General features: G+C 62.6%; 17 protein-coding genes and 1 pseudogene. 11 read left to right on the forward strand and 7 right to left on the reverse strand.

The features are described from left to right. Complete coding sequence (deoC, locus tag ACVINW_RS00295) at window positions 1-918, reverse strand: deoxyribose-phosphate aldolase (RefSeq protein WP_456756260.1); 918 nt, start codon at window positions 916-918, stop codon at window positions 1-3. Between the two features lie 350 nt (window positions 919-1,268). Here deoC and ACVINW_RS00300 point away from each other — a divergent pair, with 350 nt between their 5' ends. Then, the gene (locus ACVINW_RS00300) at window positions 1,269-2,066 is read left to right on the forward strand and encodes a DeoR/GlpR family DNA-binding transcription regulator (protein ID WP_456749477.1); all 798 of its coding nucleotides are present in this window, start codon (window positions 1,269-1,271) and stop codon (window positions 2,064-2,066) included. Between the two features lie 287 nt (window positions 2,067-2,353). Here ACVINW_RS00300 and ACVINW_RS00305 read toward each other — a convergent pair whose 3' ends face one another. The 3 genes from ACVINW_RS00305 to ACVINW_RS00315 all read right to left on the reverse strand — a co-directional run bounded on the left by ACVINW_RS00305 (window position 2,354) and on the right by ACVINW_RS00315 (window position 6,174). After that, complete coding sequence (locus tag ACVINW_RS00305; RefSeq protein WP_456749478.1) at window positions 2,354-3,505, reverse strand: substrate-binding domain-containing protein; 1,152 nt, start codon at window positions 3,503-3,505, stop codon at window positions 2,354-2,356. Between the two features lie 105 nt (window positions 3,506-3,610). Beyond that, complete coding sequence (locus ACVINW_RS00310; RefSeq protein WP_212022824.1) at window positions 3,611-4,603, reverse strand: ABC transporter permease; 993 nt, start codon at window positions 4,601-4,603, stop codon at window positions 3,611-3,613. Beyond that, window positions 4,600-6,174: a sugar ABC transporter ATP-binding protein gene (locus ACVINW_RS00315; RefSeq protein WP_456749479.1), complete on the reverse strand. Its 1,575-nt coding sequence runs from the start codon at window positions 6,172-6,174 to the stop codon at window positions 4,600-4,602. Before ACVINW_RS00315 ends, ACVINW_RS00310 begins: the two co-directional genes overlap by 4 nt. Before the next feature lie 246 nt (window positions 6,175-6,420). Between ACVINW_RS00315 and ACVINW_RS00320 the strand changes: the two genes are divergently transcribed. Together ACVINW_RS00320 and ACVINW_RS00325 are read left to right on the forward strand one after the other, a co-directional pair. After that, window positions 6,421-8,253 (forward strand): outer membrane protein assembly factor BamB family protein, encoded by a 1,833-nt coding sequence (locus ACVINW_RS00320; protein ID WP_456749480.1) that lies wholly within the window; start codon window positions 6,421-6,423, stop codon window positions 8,251-8,253. A gap of 142 nt (window positions 8,254-8,395) precedes the next feature. Beyond that, on the forward strand, window positions 8,396-8,614 hold the full coding sequence (locus ACVINW_RS00325) for a hypothetical protein (protein WP_456749481.1): 219 nt from the start codon (window positions 8,396-8,398) through the stop codon (window positions 8,612-8,614). 254 nt (window positions 8,615-8,868) lie between these two features. Here ACVINW_RS00325 and ACVINW_RS00330 read toward each other — a convergent pair whose 3' ends face one another. After that, the gene (locus ACVINW_RS00330; RefSeq protein ID WP_157113680.1) at window positions 8,869-9,033 is read right to left on the reverse strand and encodes a hypothetical protein; all 165 of its coding nucleotides are present in this window, start codon (window positions 9,031-9,033) and stop codon (window positions 8,869-8,871) included. Between the two features lie 341 nt (window positions 9,034-9,374). Here ACVINW_RS00330 and ACVINW_RS00335 point away from each other — a divergent pair, with 341 nt between their 5' ends. The 3 genes from ACVINW_RS00335 (at window position 9,375) to ACVINW_RS00345 (ending at window position 10,436) form a co-directional block, all read left to right on the forward strand. Further along, window positions 9,375-9,572: a hypothetical protein gene (locus ACVINW_RS00335; RefSeq protein WP_456749482.1), complete on the forward strand. Its 198-nt coding sequence runs from the start codon at window positions 9,375-9,377 to the stop codon at window positions 9,570-9,572. Between the two features lie 105 nt (window positions 9,573-9,677). Next, window positions 9,678-9,890, forward strand: coding sequence for a hypothetical protein (locus tag ACVINW_RS00340; protein ID WP_456749483.1), 213 nt, complete (start codon window positions 9,678-9,680; stop codon window positions 9,888-9,890). 315 nt (window positions 9,891-10,205) lie between these two features. Beyond that, entirely contained in the window at window positions 10,206-10,436 is a 231-nt protein-coding gene (locus tag ACVINW_RS00345) for a hypothetical protein (RefSeq protein WP_456749484.1), read from the forward strand. A gap of 808 nt (window positions 10,437-11,244) precedes the next feature. On the opposite strand, the gene ACVINW_RS00350 is transcribed toward ACVINW_RS00345, so the two are convergent. Then, window positions 11,245-12,648 (reverse strand): TAXI family TRAP transporter solute-binding subunit, encoded by a 1,404-nt coding sequence (locus tag ACVINW_RS00350; protein WP_456749485.1) that lies wholly within the window; start codon window positions 12,646-12,648, stop codon window positions 11,245-11,247. Between the two features lie 152 nt (window positions 12,649-12,800). Between ACVINW_RS00350 and ACVINW_RS00355 the strand changes: the two genes are divergently transcribed. Continuing rightward, the gene (locus tag ACVINW_RS00355) at window positions 12,801-13,145 is read left to right on the forward strand and encodes a DUF1236 domain-containing protein (protein WP_050401567.1); all 345 of its coding nucleotides are present in this window, start codon (window positions 12,801-12,803) and stop codon (window positions 13,143-13,145) included. Window positions 13,146-13,520: 375 nt separating this feature from the next. Here the strand turns inward: ACVINW_RS00355 and ACVINW_RS00360 are convergent, their stop codons facing one another. Next, entirely contained in the window at window positions 13,521-13,940 is a 420-nt protein-coding gene (locus ACVINW_RS00360) for a hypothetical protein (protein WP_456709686.1), read from the reverse strand. A gap of 15 nt (window positions 13,941-13,955) precedes the next feature. Here ACVINW_RS00360 and ACVINW_RS00365 point away from each other — a divergent pair, with 15 nt between their 5' ends. The 4 genes and pseudogenes from ACVINW_RS00365 to ACVINW_RS00380 all read left to right on the forward strand — a co-directional run bounded on the left by ACVINW_RS00365 (window position 13,956) and on the right by ACVINW_RS00380 (window position 16,115). Further along, window positions 13,956-14,114 carry a hypothetical protein gene (locus tag ACVINW_RS00365; RefSeq protein ID WP_157113681.1) on the forward strand — a complete coding sequence of 53 codons (159 nt, stop codon included), beginning with the start codon at window positions 13,956-13,958 and terminating at the stop codon, window positions 14,112-14,114. A gap of 138 nt (window positions 14,115-14,252) precedes the next feature. Beyond that, window positions 14,253-14,700, forward strand: a pseudogene (locus ACVINW_RS00370) (hypothetical protein). 45 nt (window positions 14,701-14,745) lie between these two features. After that, on the forward strand, window positions 14,746-14,952 hold the full coding sequence (locus ACVINW_RS00375; RefSeq protein WP_456709688.1) for a hypothetical protein: 207 nt from the start codon (window positions 14,746-14,748) through the stop codon (window positions 14,950-14,952). Between the two features lie 134 nt (window positions 14,953-15,086). Further along, on the forward strand, window positions 15,087-16,115 hold the full coding sequence (locus ACVINW_RS00380; RefSeq protein ID WP_456709689.1) for a glycosyltransferase family 4 protein: 1,029 nt from the start codon (window positions 15,087-15,089) through the stop codon (window positions 16,113-16,115). Window positions 16,116-16,117 lie beyond the last annotated feature (2 nt).

Below are 16,117 nucleotides of genomic sequence, written 5' to 3' on the forward strand. Positions count from 1 at the left end.
TCATCCCACGGGGTGGCGGTTGAAAGCCGAGTAGTGGCCGGTCACGTGATGCTCGAGCTGCCGCTCGATGTCGGCAAGCAGGCTGGAGGCGCCGATGCGGAACAGGTCCGGCTCGAGCCAGTCGCGTCCCAGCTCCTCCTTCATCAGGAACTGGTAGTTGAGCACGTCCTTTGCCGTCGAAATGCCACCGGCCGGCTTGAAGCCGATCTTATAGCCGGTGCGCTCCTGATAGACGCGGATCATCCGCAACATCGCCAGCGTCACCGGCAATGTCGCATTGACGCCTTCCTTGCCGGTCGAGGTCTTGATGAAGTCGGCTCCGGCCATCATGCAGACCATCGACGCCTTGGCGACATTGCGCAACGTCTTGAGATCGCCGGTGGCCAGGATCGTCTTGAGATGCGCATTGCCGCAGGCGGCGCGGAAATCCCGCACCTCGGCGTAAAGCGCCCGCCAATCGCCAGTCAGCACGTGCTCACGCGTGATGACGATGTCGATCTCCTGCGCGCCATCGCGGACCGAGGCCTCGATCTCCTTCAGCTTCAGATCGTGCGGCACGAGACCCGCGGGAAATCCGGTCGAGACCGCAGCGACCGGAATGCCGGACCCATCGAGCGCCTCGACCGCCGTCGCGACGAACCGATGGTAGACGCAGACCGCGCCGGTATGCAGGTCACGGCCGGCAAAGCCGAGCTTCTCGATGACATCGCCGCGCACCGGCGCCTTGGCCTTGGCGCAGAGGCGCTTCACCCGCTCGGTCGTATCGTCGCCATTGAGCGTCGTCAGGTCGATGCAGGTGACCGCCTTGAGCAGCCACGCGGCCTGTGCGTCCTTCTTGACGGTCCGCCGGCCGGGCAGGCTGGCGACGCGCCGCTCGGCGGCCGACAGATTGATCCTGATGTCGTCGACCCAATCCATCTCGAGCGCGCGGCCGCTGTTGCGCGGGATCGGATGCGGATGCTCGCCGCCCGGAGCAGGCGTCTGCACGGCCAATGGGGACGGATTCTGGATGAAGACGCTCTGCGTCATGGGAGGCGCCGTGCGTGCTAGCGAATCGACGAGATCGCCAGATAGACTGAATGTGCAGATCGCAACATGTGATCCTCCCCTCACCTCGTCGCTGGGTTTGCCGACTGCCGAGGAACGGGATCGTTCTGGCATCGGTTCAGCCCATCGAACTGGATGTTATTTTTGTAACAAACCGACGTTGATAAACTCACAACATTGTAAGATCATTGTCAATCGGATAAGCAAGCTCGGCGATCAAAATGGCTGAAACCCCCAACGCACGACCAAGCGAGACCCGCGTCCAGCGCCTGCAGAGGCTGCGCCGCGCCGTTGAATCGAGTGGCGCGCTGCATCTGAAGGACGCCGCCGAGCTCCTCAGGGTTTCCGAAATGACGGTGCGGCGTGACCTTGCCGGTCCGGAGGCCGCGCTCGCCTTGCTCGGCGGCTATGTCGTCAACGCAGCATCGCCGACCGGCATCAAATACGCGTTCGAGCAGGAGATCGACCAGCACACCCAGGACAAGCGCCTTGCCTGCCGGGCCGCCGCCGCCTCGATCAGGGAAGGCGATACGATCTTCATCGACTGCGGCACCACGATGCAGTCGCTGGCAGACTGCCTGCCCGAGGACCTGCCACTCTCGGTGATCTGCTATTCGATGAACGTGGCCTCGATCGTCACGCGGCGGCCGGCCACGCAGGTGATGCTGATGGGCGGGCTGTACCATCCGTCGTCGCAGTCCTTTGCGTCTGACGACGGGCTGTCCTATCTGCGGCGGCTCGGGATCAACAAGGCCTTCATCTCCGCCGGTGGCGTGCACTGGACCCGCGGCGCGAGCTGCTCGAATTTTCACGAGGTCGCGGTCAAGCAGGCCGTCATCGAGACCGCGATGGAGAGCATCCTGGTGATCGACGCCAGCAAGCTCGGCAGCCTCAAATCGGCATTCTTCTCCGACATCGCCGCGTTCTCGCGGATCATCGTCGGCGGCGCGGCCTCATCCGACATGCGCAAGCATTTCCGCAGCCTTCCGGTCGAATACGTGACCAGCAAGCTAGCGTGATTCGCTCGGTGTCATTCCGGGGCTCGCGAAGCGAGAACCCGGAATCTCGATCCACGATCTCTCGATTCCCCGATGCGCGATTGCGCATCTGCGGTTCGCGACTTCGTCGCGCCCCCGGAATGACAGAATAGGCTGCCAGAGACACAACACCGGAACCTTTTCCTTTCCGATTGAATCGGAACGGTTGTCCGCGCGAAAACGCTCTGACCCGGGCGGGGGCTGGCTCGCCCGGGTCAGCTTCGTCCATGATGCACGCCGTTGCGACACCGCGCATCGCTGGCCAAAGATCAGTTGCAGGCCGGCTTCGCCTTGTTGCAGACATCGGTCAGTTCCGGCGGCGGCTCCTTCTTGAACACCGTCTTGTAGGATTCCAGCACGTTGGACTGCGTCACAGGCAGCGACTGCACGCCGACCCAGGCCGGCGTTTCCTTGCCCAGCAGCGCGTTCATCATCGCCATCGCCTCCGCGACGCCCTGATCGTAGGGACGCTGCGAGCCGGTCGCCTTCAGCGGTCCGCCTTTCGCAATCTCGATCGCCGATTGCAGGCCGAGATCGACGGTCGTGACCGGAATATCGATGCCCTGCGCGCGCATCGAGCTCAACGTATCCAGCGCCGGCTGGTCCCAGACCGCGAACACGCCCTTCACGTCGGGATTGCCGGTGAGGAAGTCGCCCGCGATCTGCGACACTTTCGGCGGGTCGGTGAAGTCGACTTGCTTCATCTTGATGTCCGGCCGGTTCTTCTGCATCCACTCGCGAACGCCCTTGGTGCGCTCGTTGGTGCTGAAATAGTCGACGCCGAAATTGACGAGACCGATGGTTGCGCCCTGCGCCATGCAGGACGCCAGGATCTGCGCCGCGATCTGCCCGTTACCCAGATTGTCCGCCGAAATCATCGAGGCATATTCCTCGGGATGCTTGAGGCCGGTCGGAATGCTGTCCATCAGCACCAGCTTGATACCGGCCTTGGCGACCTTCTTGTAGGTCGGCGCGGTCGCGGTGAAATCGACCGGGATCGAGATGATGCCGTCCGGATGCTGCTGGATGGTGTTCTCGATATCGGCGATCTGCTTGTCGACCTGATATTCGGCCGACGCGACACCGGTCACCGTCACGCCGTACTTCTTCAACGTGTCGGTGATGCCCTGAATCTGCAGTTGCGCCCAGTCGAGGTTGACGGTCTGCATCGAGATGCCGACCTTGAAGTTCTTCTCCTTGATCTTGGCGGCTTCGGCATCCGACAGCGCCAGCACTTCGGGCGAAGCGGCCTTCTCGCCGTGCGGCCCCTGGCCGACGATCGACTTTGGTCCAAGCGTCGCAAGATCGACGCCCTTGACGCAGCTTGCCGGCACTTCGGCACGGGCCGAGGGCGCGATCGAAATGGCCGTCGCCGCGATCAGCGCGGTCAGCGGCAGCGTTTGTCGCAAGATTGGCTTCATTGTTTTCCTCCCTTTGTGGTCGCCGATTGACCGGAGGCCGGCGACCTTGCCCCTACTGCCGCAACGCAGTGGCCTCGCGACGCAATGCGCTGCATCTCCTCCTGACTACCGCTTCGTGAACGCGACCGCGGCCACGATGATCGCTCCCTTGATGACGAGTTGCAGCGGCGAGCTGACGCCGAGCAGCACGAGCCCGTTATTGAGCGTGCCGATGATCAGGCTGCCGAACAGCGTCCCCAGGATGTAGCCGCGGCCGCCGAACAGGCTGCAACCGCCGAGGATCACGGCGGCGATGACGTCGAGCTCCATGCCCTGCACGACGTCGGGCCGCGCGGCATGCGAGCGCGCGGACAGCACCAGCGCCGCAAGTCCGGCCAGCGTGCCGGTCAGCACGAAGGCTGCAGTCGTTACCCATTTGGTATTGATGCCGGAATAGAGCGCTGCGGTCGGATTGCCGCCGACCGCATAGATGCGGCGGCCGAACACGTTGTAGTGCAGCAGCAGGATGCCGACGATCATCGCCACCAGTGTCCAGGCGATCGGCACCGGAATGCCGAGAAATGATCCTTCGCCGAAGATCGCAAAGTAGGTCTCGTTGGTGATGATGACGGGCTTGGTGTTGGTCACCATCATCGCCAGCCCCCGCGCCATGCTGAGCGAGCCGAGCGTGACCAGGAAGGACGGGATCGAAAGCTGCGTGGTCAGGATGCCGTTGAGCAGCCCGACCAACGCGCCGGTGCCGAGGCCTGCGACGGCGCCGACTATCCAGCTGTTGTTGATCTGGCTCATCGCCAGCGCGGCAGCCATGCCCGACAGCGCCAATGTCGATGCGACCGAAAGATCGATCTGGCGCGCGATGATCACGAAGGTCATGCCGACCGCGATGATCGACACCAGCGTCGTCTGGCGGCCGATGTTGAGGAAATTGTCGACCGACAGGAACCAGGGCGAGGACAGGCTGAACACCACCAAGAGCACCACGAAGGCGATGTACAGCATGTAGGGCCGCTCGCCCCGCAGCAGGTTCTGCAGCAGCTTGCGGCGTCGATCGGATCGGGTCGACGCGGCGACGACGTTGGGTGCGATCAGTTCAGTCATTCGGGCAGCTCTTGCAATACGGCTTGTCCGGAAGCCTGGTACATCTGCAGCAGATGATGCAGCTCTTCGGCATCATCGATCTCGCCGCGCTGAAGCGTGCGCGCGACGCGTCCATCGACGATCACGGAGATGCGGTCGCACAGCTCGATCAGCTCGACGAGATCCGACGAGACCACCAGCACGCCACTGCCGTCGCGCGCGGCATTGCGGATCACGCCATAGATCTCCTCGCGCGCGCCGACGTCGACGCCGACCGTCGGTTCGTCGAGCAGCAGCACGCGCGGCCGCGGATCATTCCATTTTCCGAACACGACCTTCTGCTGGTTGCCGCCGGACAAGGTCCTGACCAGGCTGGAGGCGCCCTGCGCCTTCACCGAAAGCCTGGCGACCGCCGTTTCCGCGCGCCTTGTCGCGGCGCGCTGCTGCATGAAGCCCCAGCGCGAGAAGTGCGGAATCCGCGGCAGCGTGATGTTGCGTTCGATCGAATGGTCCAGCACCAGGCCCTGCACGTGACGATCCTCCGGCACCAGCGCGACGCCGTGATCAATCGCATCGGCCGCTCCCTTCGGCAGCCACGGCCGGCCCTCGATCTCGAGGGTGCCGTGCTCGACCGGCCGGAGTCCGAAGATGGTCTCCAGAATCTCGGTACGTCCGCTGCCGATCAATCCGGCGAGGCCGTGGATCTCACCCTTCATCACGGACATGTCGACGGCCGATAGCCGGTCATTGGAAACGCCCGAGAGCGACAGAACCGGCGACGGATCGAACGCACGTGCGGCAGCGGGCGCGGCGCGCGTCGTGGCCGGCGCCGATCGATCGGTGCCGATGATGGCGTTGACCAGCCGCTTCATGTCGGTCTCGGCGGTGACGAAGGTGCCGGCATTGGCGCCGTCGCGCAGCACCGTGACGCGCTGCGAGATCTCGAACACCTCGTTGAGGCGATGCGTCACGTAGATCACGCCGATGCCGCGGCGTGTCGCCTTGCCGATCGCGTCGAACAGGATGCGGACTTCATCCGACGTCAGCGAGGATGTCGGCTCGTCGAGGATCAACAGCCGCACCTCGCCCATCAACGCCTTGGCGATCTCGGTCATCTGGCGGTAGGCGAACGGCAGCGAGCCGACCGCAGCTTTGGTGTCGAGGGGAATGCCGAGCTCGCTCAGGAACGCTTCTGCCCTGGCCATCAATTCGCGCTTCCGGACAAAGCCGAACCGCGCGCGCGGCTCGCGGCCAAGCAACAGATTGTCGGCGACGCTGAGCGATTCAACGAGGCTGAGATCCTGATAGACGACGGCGATCCCCGCCTCGCGCGAGCGTGCCGGGCTGTCGAACGCGACCGGCTTGCCGGCGATCTCGATCGTGCCGCTGTCGGCCGCATGAACCCCGCTGAGGATCTTGATCAGCGTGGATTTTCCGGCCCCGTTCTCGCCCAGCAGCGCGTGTACCTCGCCGGGACGGACCTCGAGGTTGACGTCGCGCAATGCGCGCACGCCGCCGAAGCGCTTGTTGATGCCACCGACCAACAGAAGCGCCGTCGACGGCCGAGGCTCTGCCGCGATCGAACCGGACAATTCCAAAATTTCCTCCCGTCACCCGCGCCAGGCGCTGGTACGATGATGACATGTTGTTATTTTTGCAACTTATTGTGTTATAATTCTATCACATCAGGCGCCCTGTCAATGGGAGATCGCGGCGACGGGGCTCGAATTGGGGTGGCCGCGGTCCGGTCCTCCACCCGGCCCCCGCCGCCGGCCGCCGGACGATTGTGCTACGCTTCGATCGCTCGTCTCATCAGAGCCAATGCCGGGTGAACCACGATGAAACTGAGTGCTGCGATTGCCGTCGCGCTGATTGGGTCTTGCCTGCCTGCAACAGCCCAGCAAGGCGGAGCCGCCCTCTACGCGCAGCGCTGTGCGCAGTGTCACGACGGCGGCAATGCAAATGTTCGCGCGCCGAGCCGTGCCGCCCTGCAATCGAAGTCGTTCGACGAAGTTCTGGGTGCGATCACCACCGGCCCGATGGCGTCTTTCGCGCAAGGGTTGAGCAATGACGAGCGGGCAGCGATCGCCTCGCTCGTCACCGGAAAAGCGGCGTCGCAAGCGGCAAGCGAAAATGCGGGCCAATGCGCACAAAGCGAGACCGGCTTTCCGCAAGCAATCGATGGCCCGCGATGGAATGGCTGGGGCGTGGATCTCAACAACAGCCGGTTTCAGCCGGCGGCCATGGCCGGCCTCGCACAGGACCAGGTCTCACGACTGCGTCTGAAATGGGCCTTCGGATTCCCGAATACATCCGTCGCCTTTGCTCAGCCGACGGTCATCGGCGGGTTGCTGTTCGTCGGCGGCGGCGACCGCAAGGTCCACGCCCTCGACGCCAGGACCGGATGCACCCGCTGGCTGTTTCCGACCGATGCGCCGGTGCGGGCGGCGATCAGTTTCGCGACGCTGGATAACGGGCAGCCTGTGATCTTCTTTGGCGATGTGCTCGCCAACGTCTACGCCGTGAATGCAACCACCGGGACGCTGATTTGGAAAAGCCGTGTCGACGATCACATGGCCGCCCGGATTACCGGCGCACCGGTCTTCCATTCCGGCGCGGTCTATGTCGGCGTTTCATCGATCGAGGAGGCCACGGGATCGCGGCCCACCTACCAATGCTGCACGTTTCGCGGCAGCGTCGTTGCGCTGAAGGCCGACAGCGGCGCGCAGATCTGGAAGACCTATACGATCGCCGAGGCGCCGCATCCGACGCGGACGAACGCCATCGGGACCCAGCTGTTCGGGCCGGCCGGCGCCTCGGTCTGGTCCGCACCGACGATCGACGTTGCGCGCCGGGCGCTCTATGTCGCGACCTCGAACAGCTATGCCGATCCGGCAACCGACACCAGCGACGCCATCCTCGCGCTCGATCTCGCGACCGGGCGCATGCTGTGGCATCAGCAGGCGACGCCGAAGGACAGCTTCGTGGTGGCGTGCTTCGGCACCGACCAGAGCAACTGTCCGCAAGACCGCGGCCCGGATCATGACTTCGGACAATCGCCGATCCTGGTGAGCTTGCGCAGCGGACAACGCGTGCTGGTGATCGGGCAGAAATCCGGCGTGGTCCATGCGCTGGATCCCGACCATGAGGGCAAGATCCTGTGGCAGACGCGGATTGGCCAGGGTGGCCCATTGGGCGGGACCGAGTGGGGCTCCGCCGCCGACCAGGATCGCATCTACGTCGCCAATTCCGACGTCCGGTTCCTGAGGGACGGCTCGCGGCGTCTCAATTCGAGCGAAGGCGGCGGCCTGTTCGGCCTCGATCTCGCGACCGGGAAAATCGCAATGCAGGTGCCGCCGGTTGCCTGCGGCGATCGCCCGCAGTGCAGTCCGGCGCTGTCCGCAGCGGTCACCTTGATTCCCGGTGTCGTGTTCTCGGGCGGCGTCAGCGGCTTCCTGCGCGCCTATGCGGCCGATGACGCAAGGCTGCTCTGGGAGATCGACACGGCGCGCGACTACACCACTGTGAATGGCGTCGCCGCCCGCGGCGGTGCGATGGACGGACCCGGCCCGGTCGTCGTCGATGGCATGCTGTACGTCAATTCCGGCTACGCGCAATGGAGCGGCCTGCCCGGCAACGTCCTGCTGGCCTTCGAGGTCGGCACCCCCTGACAAACGCGTGTCGGGATTGGCGATGGCACGTTGAGCACTACTCGCCGCGGGCTATTCGTGCTTTGATGTCGCCAAGATCGGCCAACGGGTCCGAAGGGAGGTCATCCCGGTTCCGGGCGGCGCACGACCGCGGCGACTCATCGTGCGACTCGCCGATATCAGAGACATCGTCGCGCAATCGACGGACATGGCAGCCGCGCCACAAATCGATGCGCATCTCGTTGCGCACAAAAAACACAGAAACTATAAGTGTTTGAATGAATGGTCGGAGTGGCAGGATTCGAACCTGCGACCCCTGCGTCCCGAACGTAATCAGCGGTCGAAAAAATCAACAAAAACAATGAAGGTCGATCCTGATTGACCACCTTTATCGCTGTTTGTTCACGGGGTTTCGGTGGTCAATCGGTGGTTGGCGTCAGATCTTAAACCAGCGAAACCGACGGTGTGCATAACGATCCGTCGGAGGTTCGAGTCGCTAGAGCGCTACCGCCTTTCCCCACACCAACCGAACCTGCCGTACATCATCCGATCGTGTGCGTGAGGCCATTCGTAACTTCGTAACGCGCGAGCGAATTCGAGATCCCCAGCATGGTCGGTTTTCTTCTATTCACTTGCCTAGTCGCTTATCGCCTTTTCAATCTCGACAGCCACTTGCCTAAAGTGAGCCGCCAGGCGTTCGTATAGCTCGCGCTTTTTATCGTCCGTAGCGCTCATAGCGATCTGGTGCGCCAGATCGGCTTCAGCGCGAAGCTTCTTCACGCTCGATACCATGTCTTCCATGGCGTTTTCCTGCACGCTAGGAGCGACCAGTTCGCCTTGATAAGAAACGGCCTCTCCTTTGGCTGGCTTCAGGACATGAGGAGGAAGAAGGCCGCGCTCACGGCGAGCCCCATCAGCCCGAAGCTGAGCACCACGTATTCAACAACCTCAATCTGATCGAACATACGCTTTAGTCTGCGCCGCTTGGCAGGCGACCGCATTTAAGTATGCACGTCAGCGTTGTTGCTGTAACGGGTAACTAGTTCGCTTAAAATCGACTACTGCGATTCACATAGTGAAATGACCGCGGCGCTCGCCAAATGCCCCAATGTGCAGGTTGCATGTGTCAATTGGGGTATCCAGTGAATTACGCTGAACTGCCTATGCAGGCCAGGTTCCTCGTTCGAATTGGAACCACCGGCTGGATGGTTTATGACCGAGAACGGAAGGGCCCCGCTCTTCTCAAGAACGGCGATATCGCCGAGAAACTTACCAAGGAGCAGGCCGAACTCATTAAAGGGCGCCTCGTTCTCCAGCAGCACCGGCACGAGGGAAAATGAAGCAGACTTCGCGTCGCCCGGCCACCTCGCCCTCTACCACGGCGAGCGCTTCCTGCACTGGATCAGGCTCGCGTCCGGCGATGGCGCGGAGCTTCGAGGAGCGAATTGGTTTCGGTCTCGCTGAAGAACTTGGCCCCCTATGCGATGATCGCTACAGGTTTCGTGATGGTGCTGGCCGGCCTGATTGCCCGATCGCGGCAGAAGCGATTTGAGGCAGAGCTGGAGAAGACGGAGCCGAGACCACCGCGACAGAAGCCACTAAAGAAGGTGGCACCCGTTCCGCGTTCATCGAACGCGAAGACAATCGACGCCGATTAGGGCGCCGGGCAAGTCTTAGAGGATCAGGGCTGAAGACAGGCCGTAGTACGGCCGTCGCAGACATGCCGACGGATTCTCGACCTATCCCAGGTCCGTGAGATCGATGCACAAAAACGGCGCGCTGGCAGTATTCTAGAACGACGTTCTCCGACTTCAAGATTATGTGCTGACTCGCATAGGATTCCTTGCCTGCTCCGCCAGATCCTTTGCAGGATCGCAGCGTCCTCCGGCTGGCCAGACCCCTGCGTCAGGGTATCGAATGGAACAGCACGGGGCAGTCCGAGTTCATCCGCATGAAAGGCCAGGAGCCCTCCCGTGCCCGTCACAATGGCATGCGCCAAAGATCTCGAACTCATCGCTCTGCGCGAGCTGCGCAGTCTCCCGGGCGGAGAGCATGTCTGCCACGTCGAAATCATCCCCTCCGGGACTGATTGGACTTTGGTGCCCGTCATGCGTGATGGCGCCGATCAAGCGCAGGTCCTCATCTCGGCAAAGACCACCGAACTGAGGCTGAAGCAGCGGTACTCGGTCCGATTCGATTGGTGAGCGGCAGGATTTCGTTGCAGCGTCTCCCGCGGAGCACCGGCTGGCTCGAGTACCACGAGAGCGGAACGTTCGCGGGGAGCCCCTACTGCAAGGTGAGGCCTCGAGGACCCGACGCGGGGCCTCGCTAGCGGTGTCCGGACCATGGAACGGTCCAGCCCGCAGAATAATAGGGCGTTCGCGTACTGCCCCTCGTGCCTTTGGGTTGATTTTCGAGTGTCCCAGTTCGGTTAAGCGAACGGACACCGAAGCTTGGCCGGTGTATAGCATCACCGAGCGGCATATTCATTATAGTCGGCATGGCGCACGGTCGGGGCGATGCGGAGCGCTAGGCGCTGAGCTGAACTCGGCGATCGGTTCTTAGCGAAATCGCCGGGGCGTCGCCATCGCGCCGAAACGAAGAGATCGGAGCGCGCGGACAGCAGGTTACGTCTATTTGCTGGGCTGATCTCGACGGGTCGCATTTCGCTTTACTAAGCGATCATCAAGGAACTGGTCGATGGCCACATAGCGATCTTGGAGCTTTGCCGCAGGCTCGGTGTGTTTCAACGGCGCTGCAGCTTACTCCGAGCCGCACACTCGCGGATCACCCCGTCACCCAGGTGGTCCTGAGCGGCGCTTCCGCCGCCTCCTCGCCCCGAGAGGCCCGACACGGTCGATGCCACCTGGCGGTCGCTGCAAAAGTCGATGCGAGTGACATGTTGGAGGGAGCCGCCGCGCATTTACCTCCGCGGGATGTCTTCTCGATCTTGAACGACGGCTCGGCGCTTTCGACGGTGTTGCACGATGAGTTTTGGCTTGCCGGGTGCGGCTATCGGCGAGAGGCGAGACTCGGTCCTTGTGTCCGCGCTTGATCGGGGAGACTGCTCTGCAGCGCCGCTCGCCTTTCCGCGACCGCATGATCGAATAGCTCAAGGACGAGGCCAAACACCACCATGTCCTCCTGTTCGATGGCTCCTTCGTCGTGGCACTTGAGGGTTTCGCCGATGATCGCGTCGACCTCCCGTTGCGATGCCAGCAGATCCTGCTCACACCCAGCATTGCGAACCTCCGATACCGCGGCGAGAATGCGGCTGCGATGGCTGGTGTTAACCACCCGTTCGTCCCGGTTCAGATAGCGCCGGAGCCAAGCGGCGGCTGAACCGATCCCGGAGAGAAAAAGTAGGGCGAACCAGAAGTAGTCGCTGTACTTGTCCAGAAACGTCCGCTCGGTCCCGTTGATGACTGCTGCGGCGCCCCGGTGTACGGAAGGCTCGGCCTCCTTATCCGTCTCTGGTTTCGTGATGTGCGCCGCGCCGGCCACACGTTGCGTGATCGTATCGCGCACCGCGAAAAGCTGTCGATAGAAGGTCGCTGCCTTGGCTTCCGACAGTTCTTTTCTGGCCAGGATGAGATGGTTGACGCTGATGGTGTCGATCTTGTCCTCGGGCCAGGCCGGGTTACCGTTGAAGGCGCTGCCGGGGATTTCCTCGGCCTCGTAGCGTGGATGCCGCAGGGCGATCGCCTCAGATGCTTGGATCGGAAGAAACTTCGGCGCCCCGCGCGATCGGGACGTCGCGGCGATGGCCGCAGCCGTGATCTTGCTATCGAGAGGCCCGACGGCGAGATACGCGTCTAGAGTGTTGTCCTGCGCAAGCTTTTCGATCTCTTCGGTTCCGAATTGGGCCGTGGCAACCTTGTCGGGCTGCACGCCTGAACCTTCCAGGATTGTCCGCAGGAGCGCGACGTTGGCGCCGGTCTGTCCGATGATGCCGACCTTGTGTCCCGCGAGATCGGCGATCTCACCGATCTTTGCAGCGCCCTTCTTCTTGGAGTTCTTGCCCGCGCGTGCGGACGGCGACCATATGACGATGTAGTTCTTACGCAGGACGGCCACCGTCTGCGCATCAGACGGCATGGCGAGGTCGCCGCGACCGATTGCCAGGTCGGTTTTGCCGGCCCCCAGGAATGTAAGGGATTCGGCCGCTCCGGCGGTAGTGATTGGGGACAATCTAACCGTCCTGCTTTCCTCTTCGAAGGCCTCCGCCATCGCTTGGACCACCTGATGGTCGTCGCTCCCTGAGGGGCCGACGGCGATCCGGAGGGTCTCCGGCTGCAGGACGTAGAATAGGGCGGCCGCGGCGGCGCCAAAAATGATGAATCCCAAAGCCAGCAGGATCAGGAGCCTTCGTTGCCGTCGATCGGAGGCACTCCTGACTGCGTCGGACGGTGGCATCAGCGGACTCCCTAAGCAAGTCCCTGCTGGGAACTTGGGACGAACCGTCGCCGAACCCGAATGTTCCGTCAGACGCATGCGGACGAACCGGAACCTTGCCATCATTGGAGGGTTCTCGACCCTGCCGCATATGGCGGCGAGGAGAGAGAAAGATGAACAAGCTTCTACTGACAGCTGCGATGGTGGCGATGATTTCAACGGGCGCGATGGCGCAGTCCACCGTCACCACCACCACCGGCACCGGACATACTGCCGCCGTGCAGATCGAGCCGGAATACCGCACGAAGATCCGGTCTTACGTCACCGAACACAAGGTCCGTCCCGTGGAGACCCGCGAGAAGATCGTTGTCGGTCAGCCGGTGCCGCGCGAAGTCGAGCTCGAGGCGGTCCCTGCCGAGTGGGGTCCCTCGCTCACCAAGTACCGCTATGTCTACTCGGGCGAGCGCGTGATGCTGGTCGATCCGTCGACCCGAGAGGTCGTCCAGGAGATCGACTAGTCCCTCCGACTAGTCACTCCAGTGGCGGGTCGCTGAACGAAGCGGCCCGCCGCTCCAATCCAGCCTCCGCCGATACCTGATTTCTTATCTGCGAGCGGCCGTCCATGCCGATCATTTCATCTTCGTCCGCGGATGCTGCTAAGCCATGGCCGCAATGCCTGCAGCATCGGGCGTCGAGATTGAAGCTCCAGAGCGGCCCGCCCGCATCCGAAGCGTTCGGCAAAGCTGCAGAAAGGCACCTCCGATCGGCGTCTCGCCTTCGAGCGGACCGAGCCATTTGCTGGTGGATGGGGTGACAGAATGCTGGCCGTGATCCTGCAAAGGATAGGCCGCGCCTTCCATAGCGCGGCCTCGCTGCGTGCGGATCGATAGCTCTCACCAGTGCCGGTAATGCCCATGCCAGTGGTGCCGAATGACCGGATAAGAGCCGCGGTAATAGGCGTAGGCCGGGCGGACGACGCGACGATAGCGATAACCGTAGGAAGCGGGCGCCGTGTAGTAGGTCGTGGTGTAGCCGCCGCCCCAGCGATACGGCTCATCGTACCCGTAGTCGTAGGCGTACGGGCCGCCATAATAGCCGGCGCCGTAGTAGCCGGGGCCGCTGTAGTAACCGTAACCCGGTCCCCAGCCGTAAGCCGAAGAGGCGAGCCCGCCGATCACGGCACCGGCAACCAGGCCACCGGCGATCCCTGATCCCCATCCGCCTCGCCAGTGAGCTTCGGCAGGAGCCGTCGTGGCTACAGAGGCCAGACCGAGGGTGCCGACCATCAATGCCGATATTGCAAGCTTCTTCATCAAGGATATCCTTTCATGTTGCTCGAGCGCCCCGCCAACAACGGGAAAAAACGGCAATGGTTTCGCTCGGCGCCGACGCAGCTTAACTCGAGAACATCGAGCTTCCGCCACAACAGGAAGTTCAACGTTGCGTTCAGTGCTGCGCCGCGGAAGCGCTCCATGGCCATTGCCTGACGTGGCCGCGTTAACTTTGTTGAGTTCGGCGAGAATCGTCTTACACAGTCGGACTTCTGCGGGCGCCCGAAAAGAACCAGGTGGGACGCGAGGCCCTCAACGGCGTTCCGACAGGAGGCGATAGGCAGGGGAGGTGCGGTGAACTTCCAAGTCACTGTGCTCGAGATCCTGGTTAGTATCCCGAGGGGGTTCGCCGTCATGGCCGACCTCAAGCGCGATATGGCGATTCTGGCGACGAGGGGGCGACTGGGCCAAGCGGACTAAGCGCCTCGCCGCTCGCGTGCCCGACCTCGACATCCTGTCGCAAGGAATGGTCGAGCGTCTCAAAGGCGGATGGCACGGCACTGAGAAGGGTCGTGCCGTGCTCGAATTCATAAAGGCGGGACCGCCGAGATGCGGACGGAGAGCGCCCGCAGCGGAGCCGTCGGCTTTAGCCCCGACCTCTCCGCTTCTTGCCGCCAAGCGCTCTGGTCGAAGCCTGCGCCTGCAGCGTTGCCGTGCGGCGCGAGAGGGCCAGTGCCAAAGCGTGTTGGATACGTATTCTCCGAATCATTGGGGTGATCGGCAAAATAGGAAACTTTCCTGACGTCTTGCGTTTCGAGAGATTGGATTGGTCGCCGGGAGCCTGAAGATGGTCGACGATGTCATCTCAAAGAATGCCGCCGAGACCGCCTGGACAGTTTACCGGGCGCGCCACCCTGACGTTGACCCGCGGGACAGCCGGCGCTGCCTTCTCGAACACTACCTGCAAAGGAGAGGGGAAGAGCGAGAGAGCGATACCGAAGAACTCACCGGCTTCGGGATTGCCTACCTACAGCGTCTCCCCCGAGACAAATGAAGACGAGCATGAAAGTGCTCGTCACATGCGTAGCTCGGGGGAGCACAAGGCCGTTTTGGACGCTGCTCGCGATCGCCTTTCTCATCTCCGCAGTCGTCGTGACCGGCCTGCGGGTCATCTTTGGTGAGTGATCGATGCGGATCGCCCAGCTTGCTCCCTTGGCCGAGAGCGTTCCTCCAAGGCTGTATGGTGGCACGGAGCGGGTGATCGCCTGGCTCGTGGATCAGCTGGTCGAACTCGGGCACGACGTCACCCTGTTCGCGAGTGGAGATTCGAGGACGACGGGGAAGCTCCATACTGTCTGGCCGCGCGCGTTGCGGTTGGGGCGGAAGGGCGTCGATCCAAATGCCGCCTGCGCTCTGCTGATTGAGGCCATCGCCGAGCGCGCAGGCGAATTCGATGTGATCCACTCGCATGTCGACTGGTTACCTCTGCCAGTCCTAGCTCGCTCGGGTGTGCCGTTTCTGACGACCATGCATGGCCGGCTTGACCTACCCGGCTTATCCGGCGTGATCGGCGCGTTTCCGCAGGCCCCATTCGTGTCGATTTCGGACAACCAGCGCCGGCCCCTCCCGGAGGCGAACTGGGTGGCGACGATTCCGCACGGACTCCCCAAGGATCTGTTTTGGCCCGCCTACGGATCGGGTTCGTACCTAGCTTTTCTCGGGCGACTCACTGCGGAGAAGGGCCCGGAGGATGCAATACGCATTGCCCGTGCCGTCCAGATGCCGCTGCGGATTGCCGCCAAGATTCCCCGTGCGGAGACGGTCTACTTCAAAAAGAAGCTCGAGCATGAGATCGACGGCGAGAATATCATGCTGGTCGGCGAGGTAGACGAAGTCCGCAAGCAACCGTTCCTCGCGGGTGCCGCCGCCTTGCTGTTCCCAATCAAGTGGCCTGAGCCATTCGGCTTGGTCATGATCGAGGCAATGGCGTGTGGGACGCCTGTGATCGCCTATCGCTCTGGATCGGTGCCGGAAGTAGTTGAGGACGGAGTCACCGGCTTTATTGTGGACAGCGAGGAGCAGGCGATCGAAGCCATCAAGGAAGCCGTGCGGCTAGACAGAAGAACGGTTCGCGCCCGCTTCGAGGATCGTTTCGTCGCCAGTCGTATGGCAAGGGAATACGAAAGCCGGTATCGCGAGCTGGTCGCTCGCAGATGACG

It is taken from the genome of Bradyrhizobium sp. USDA 4461 (assembly GCF_054055655.1).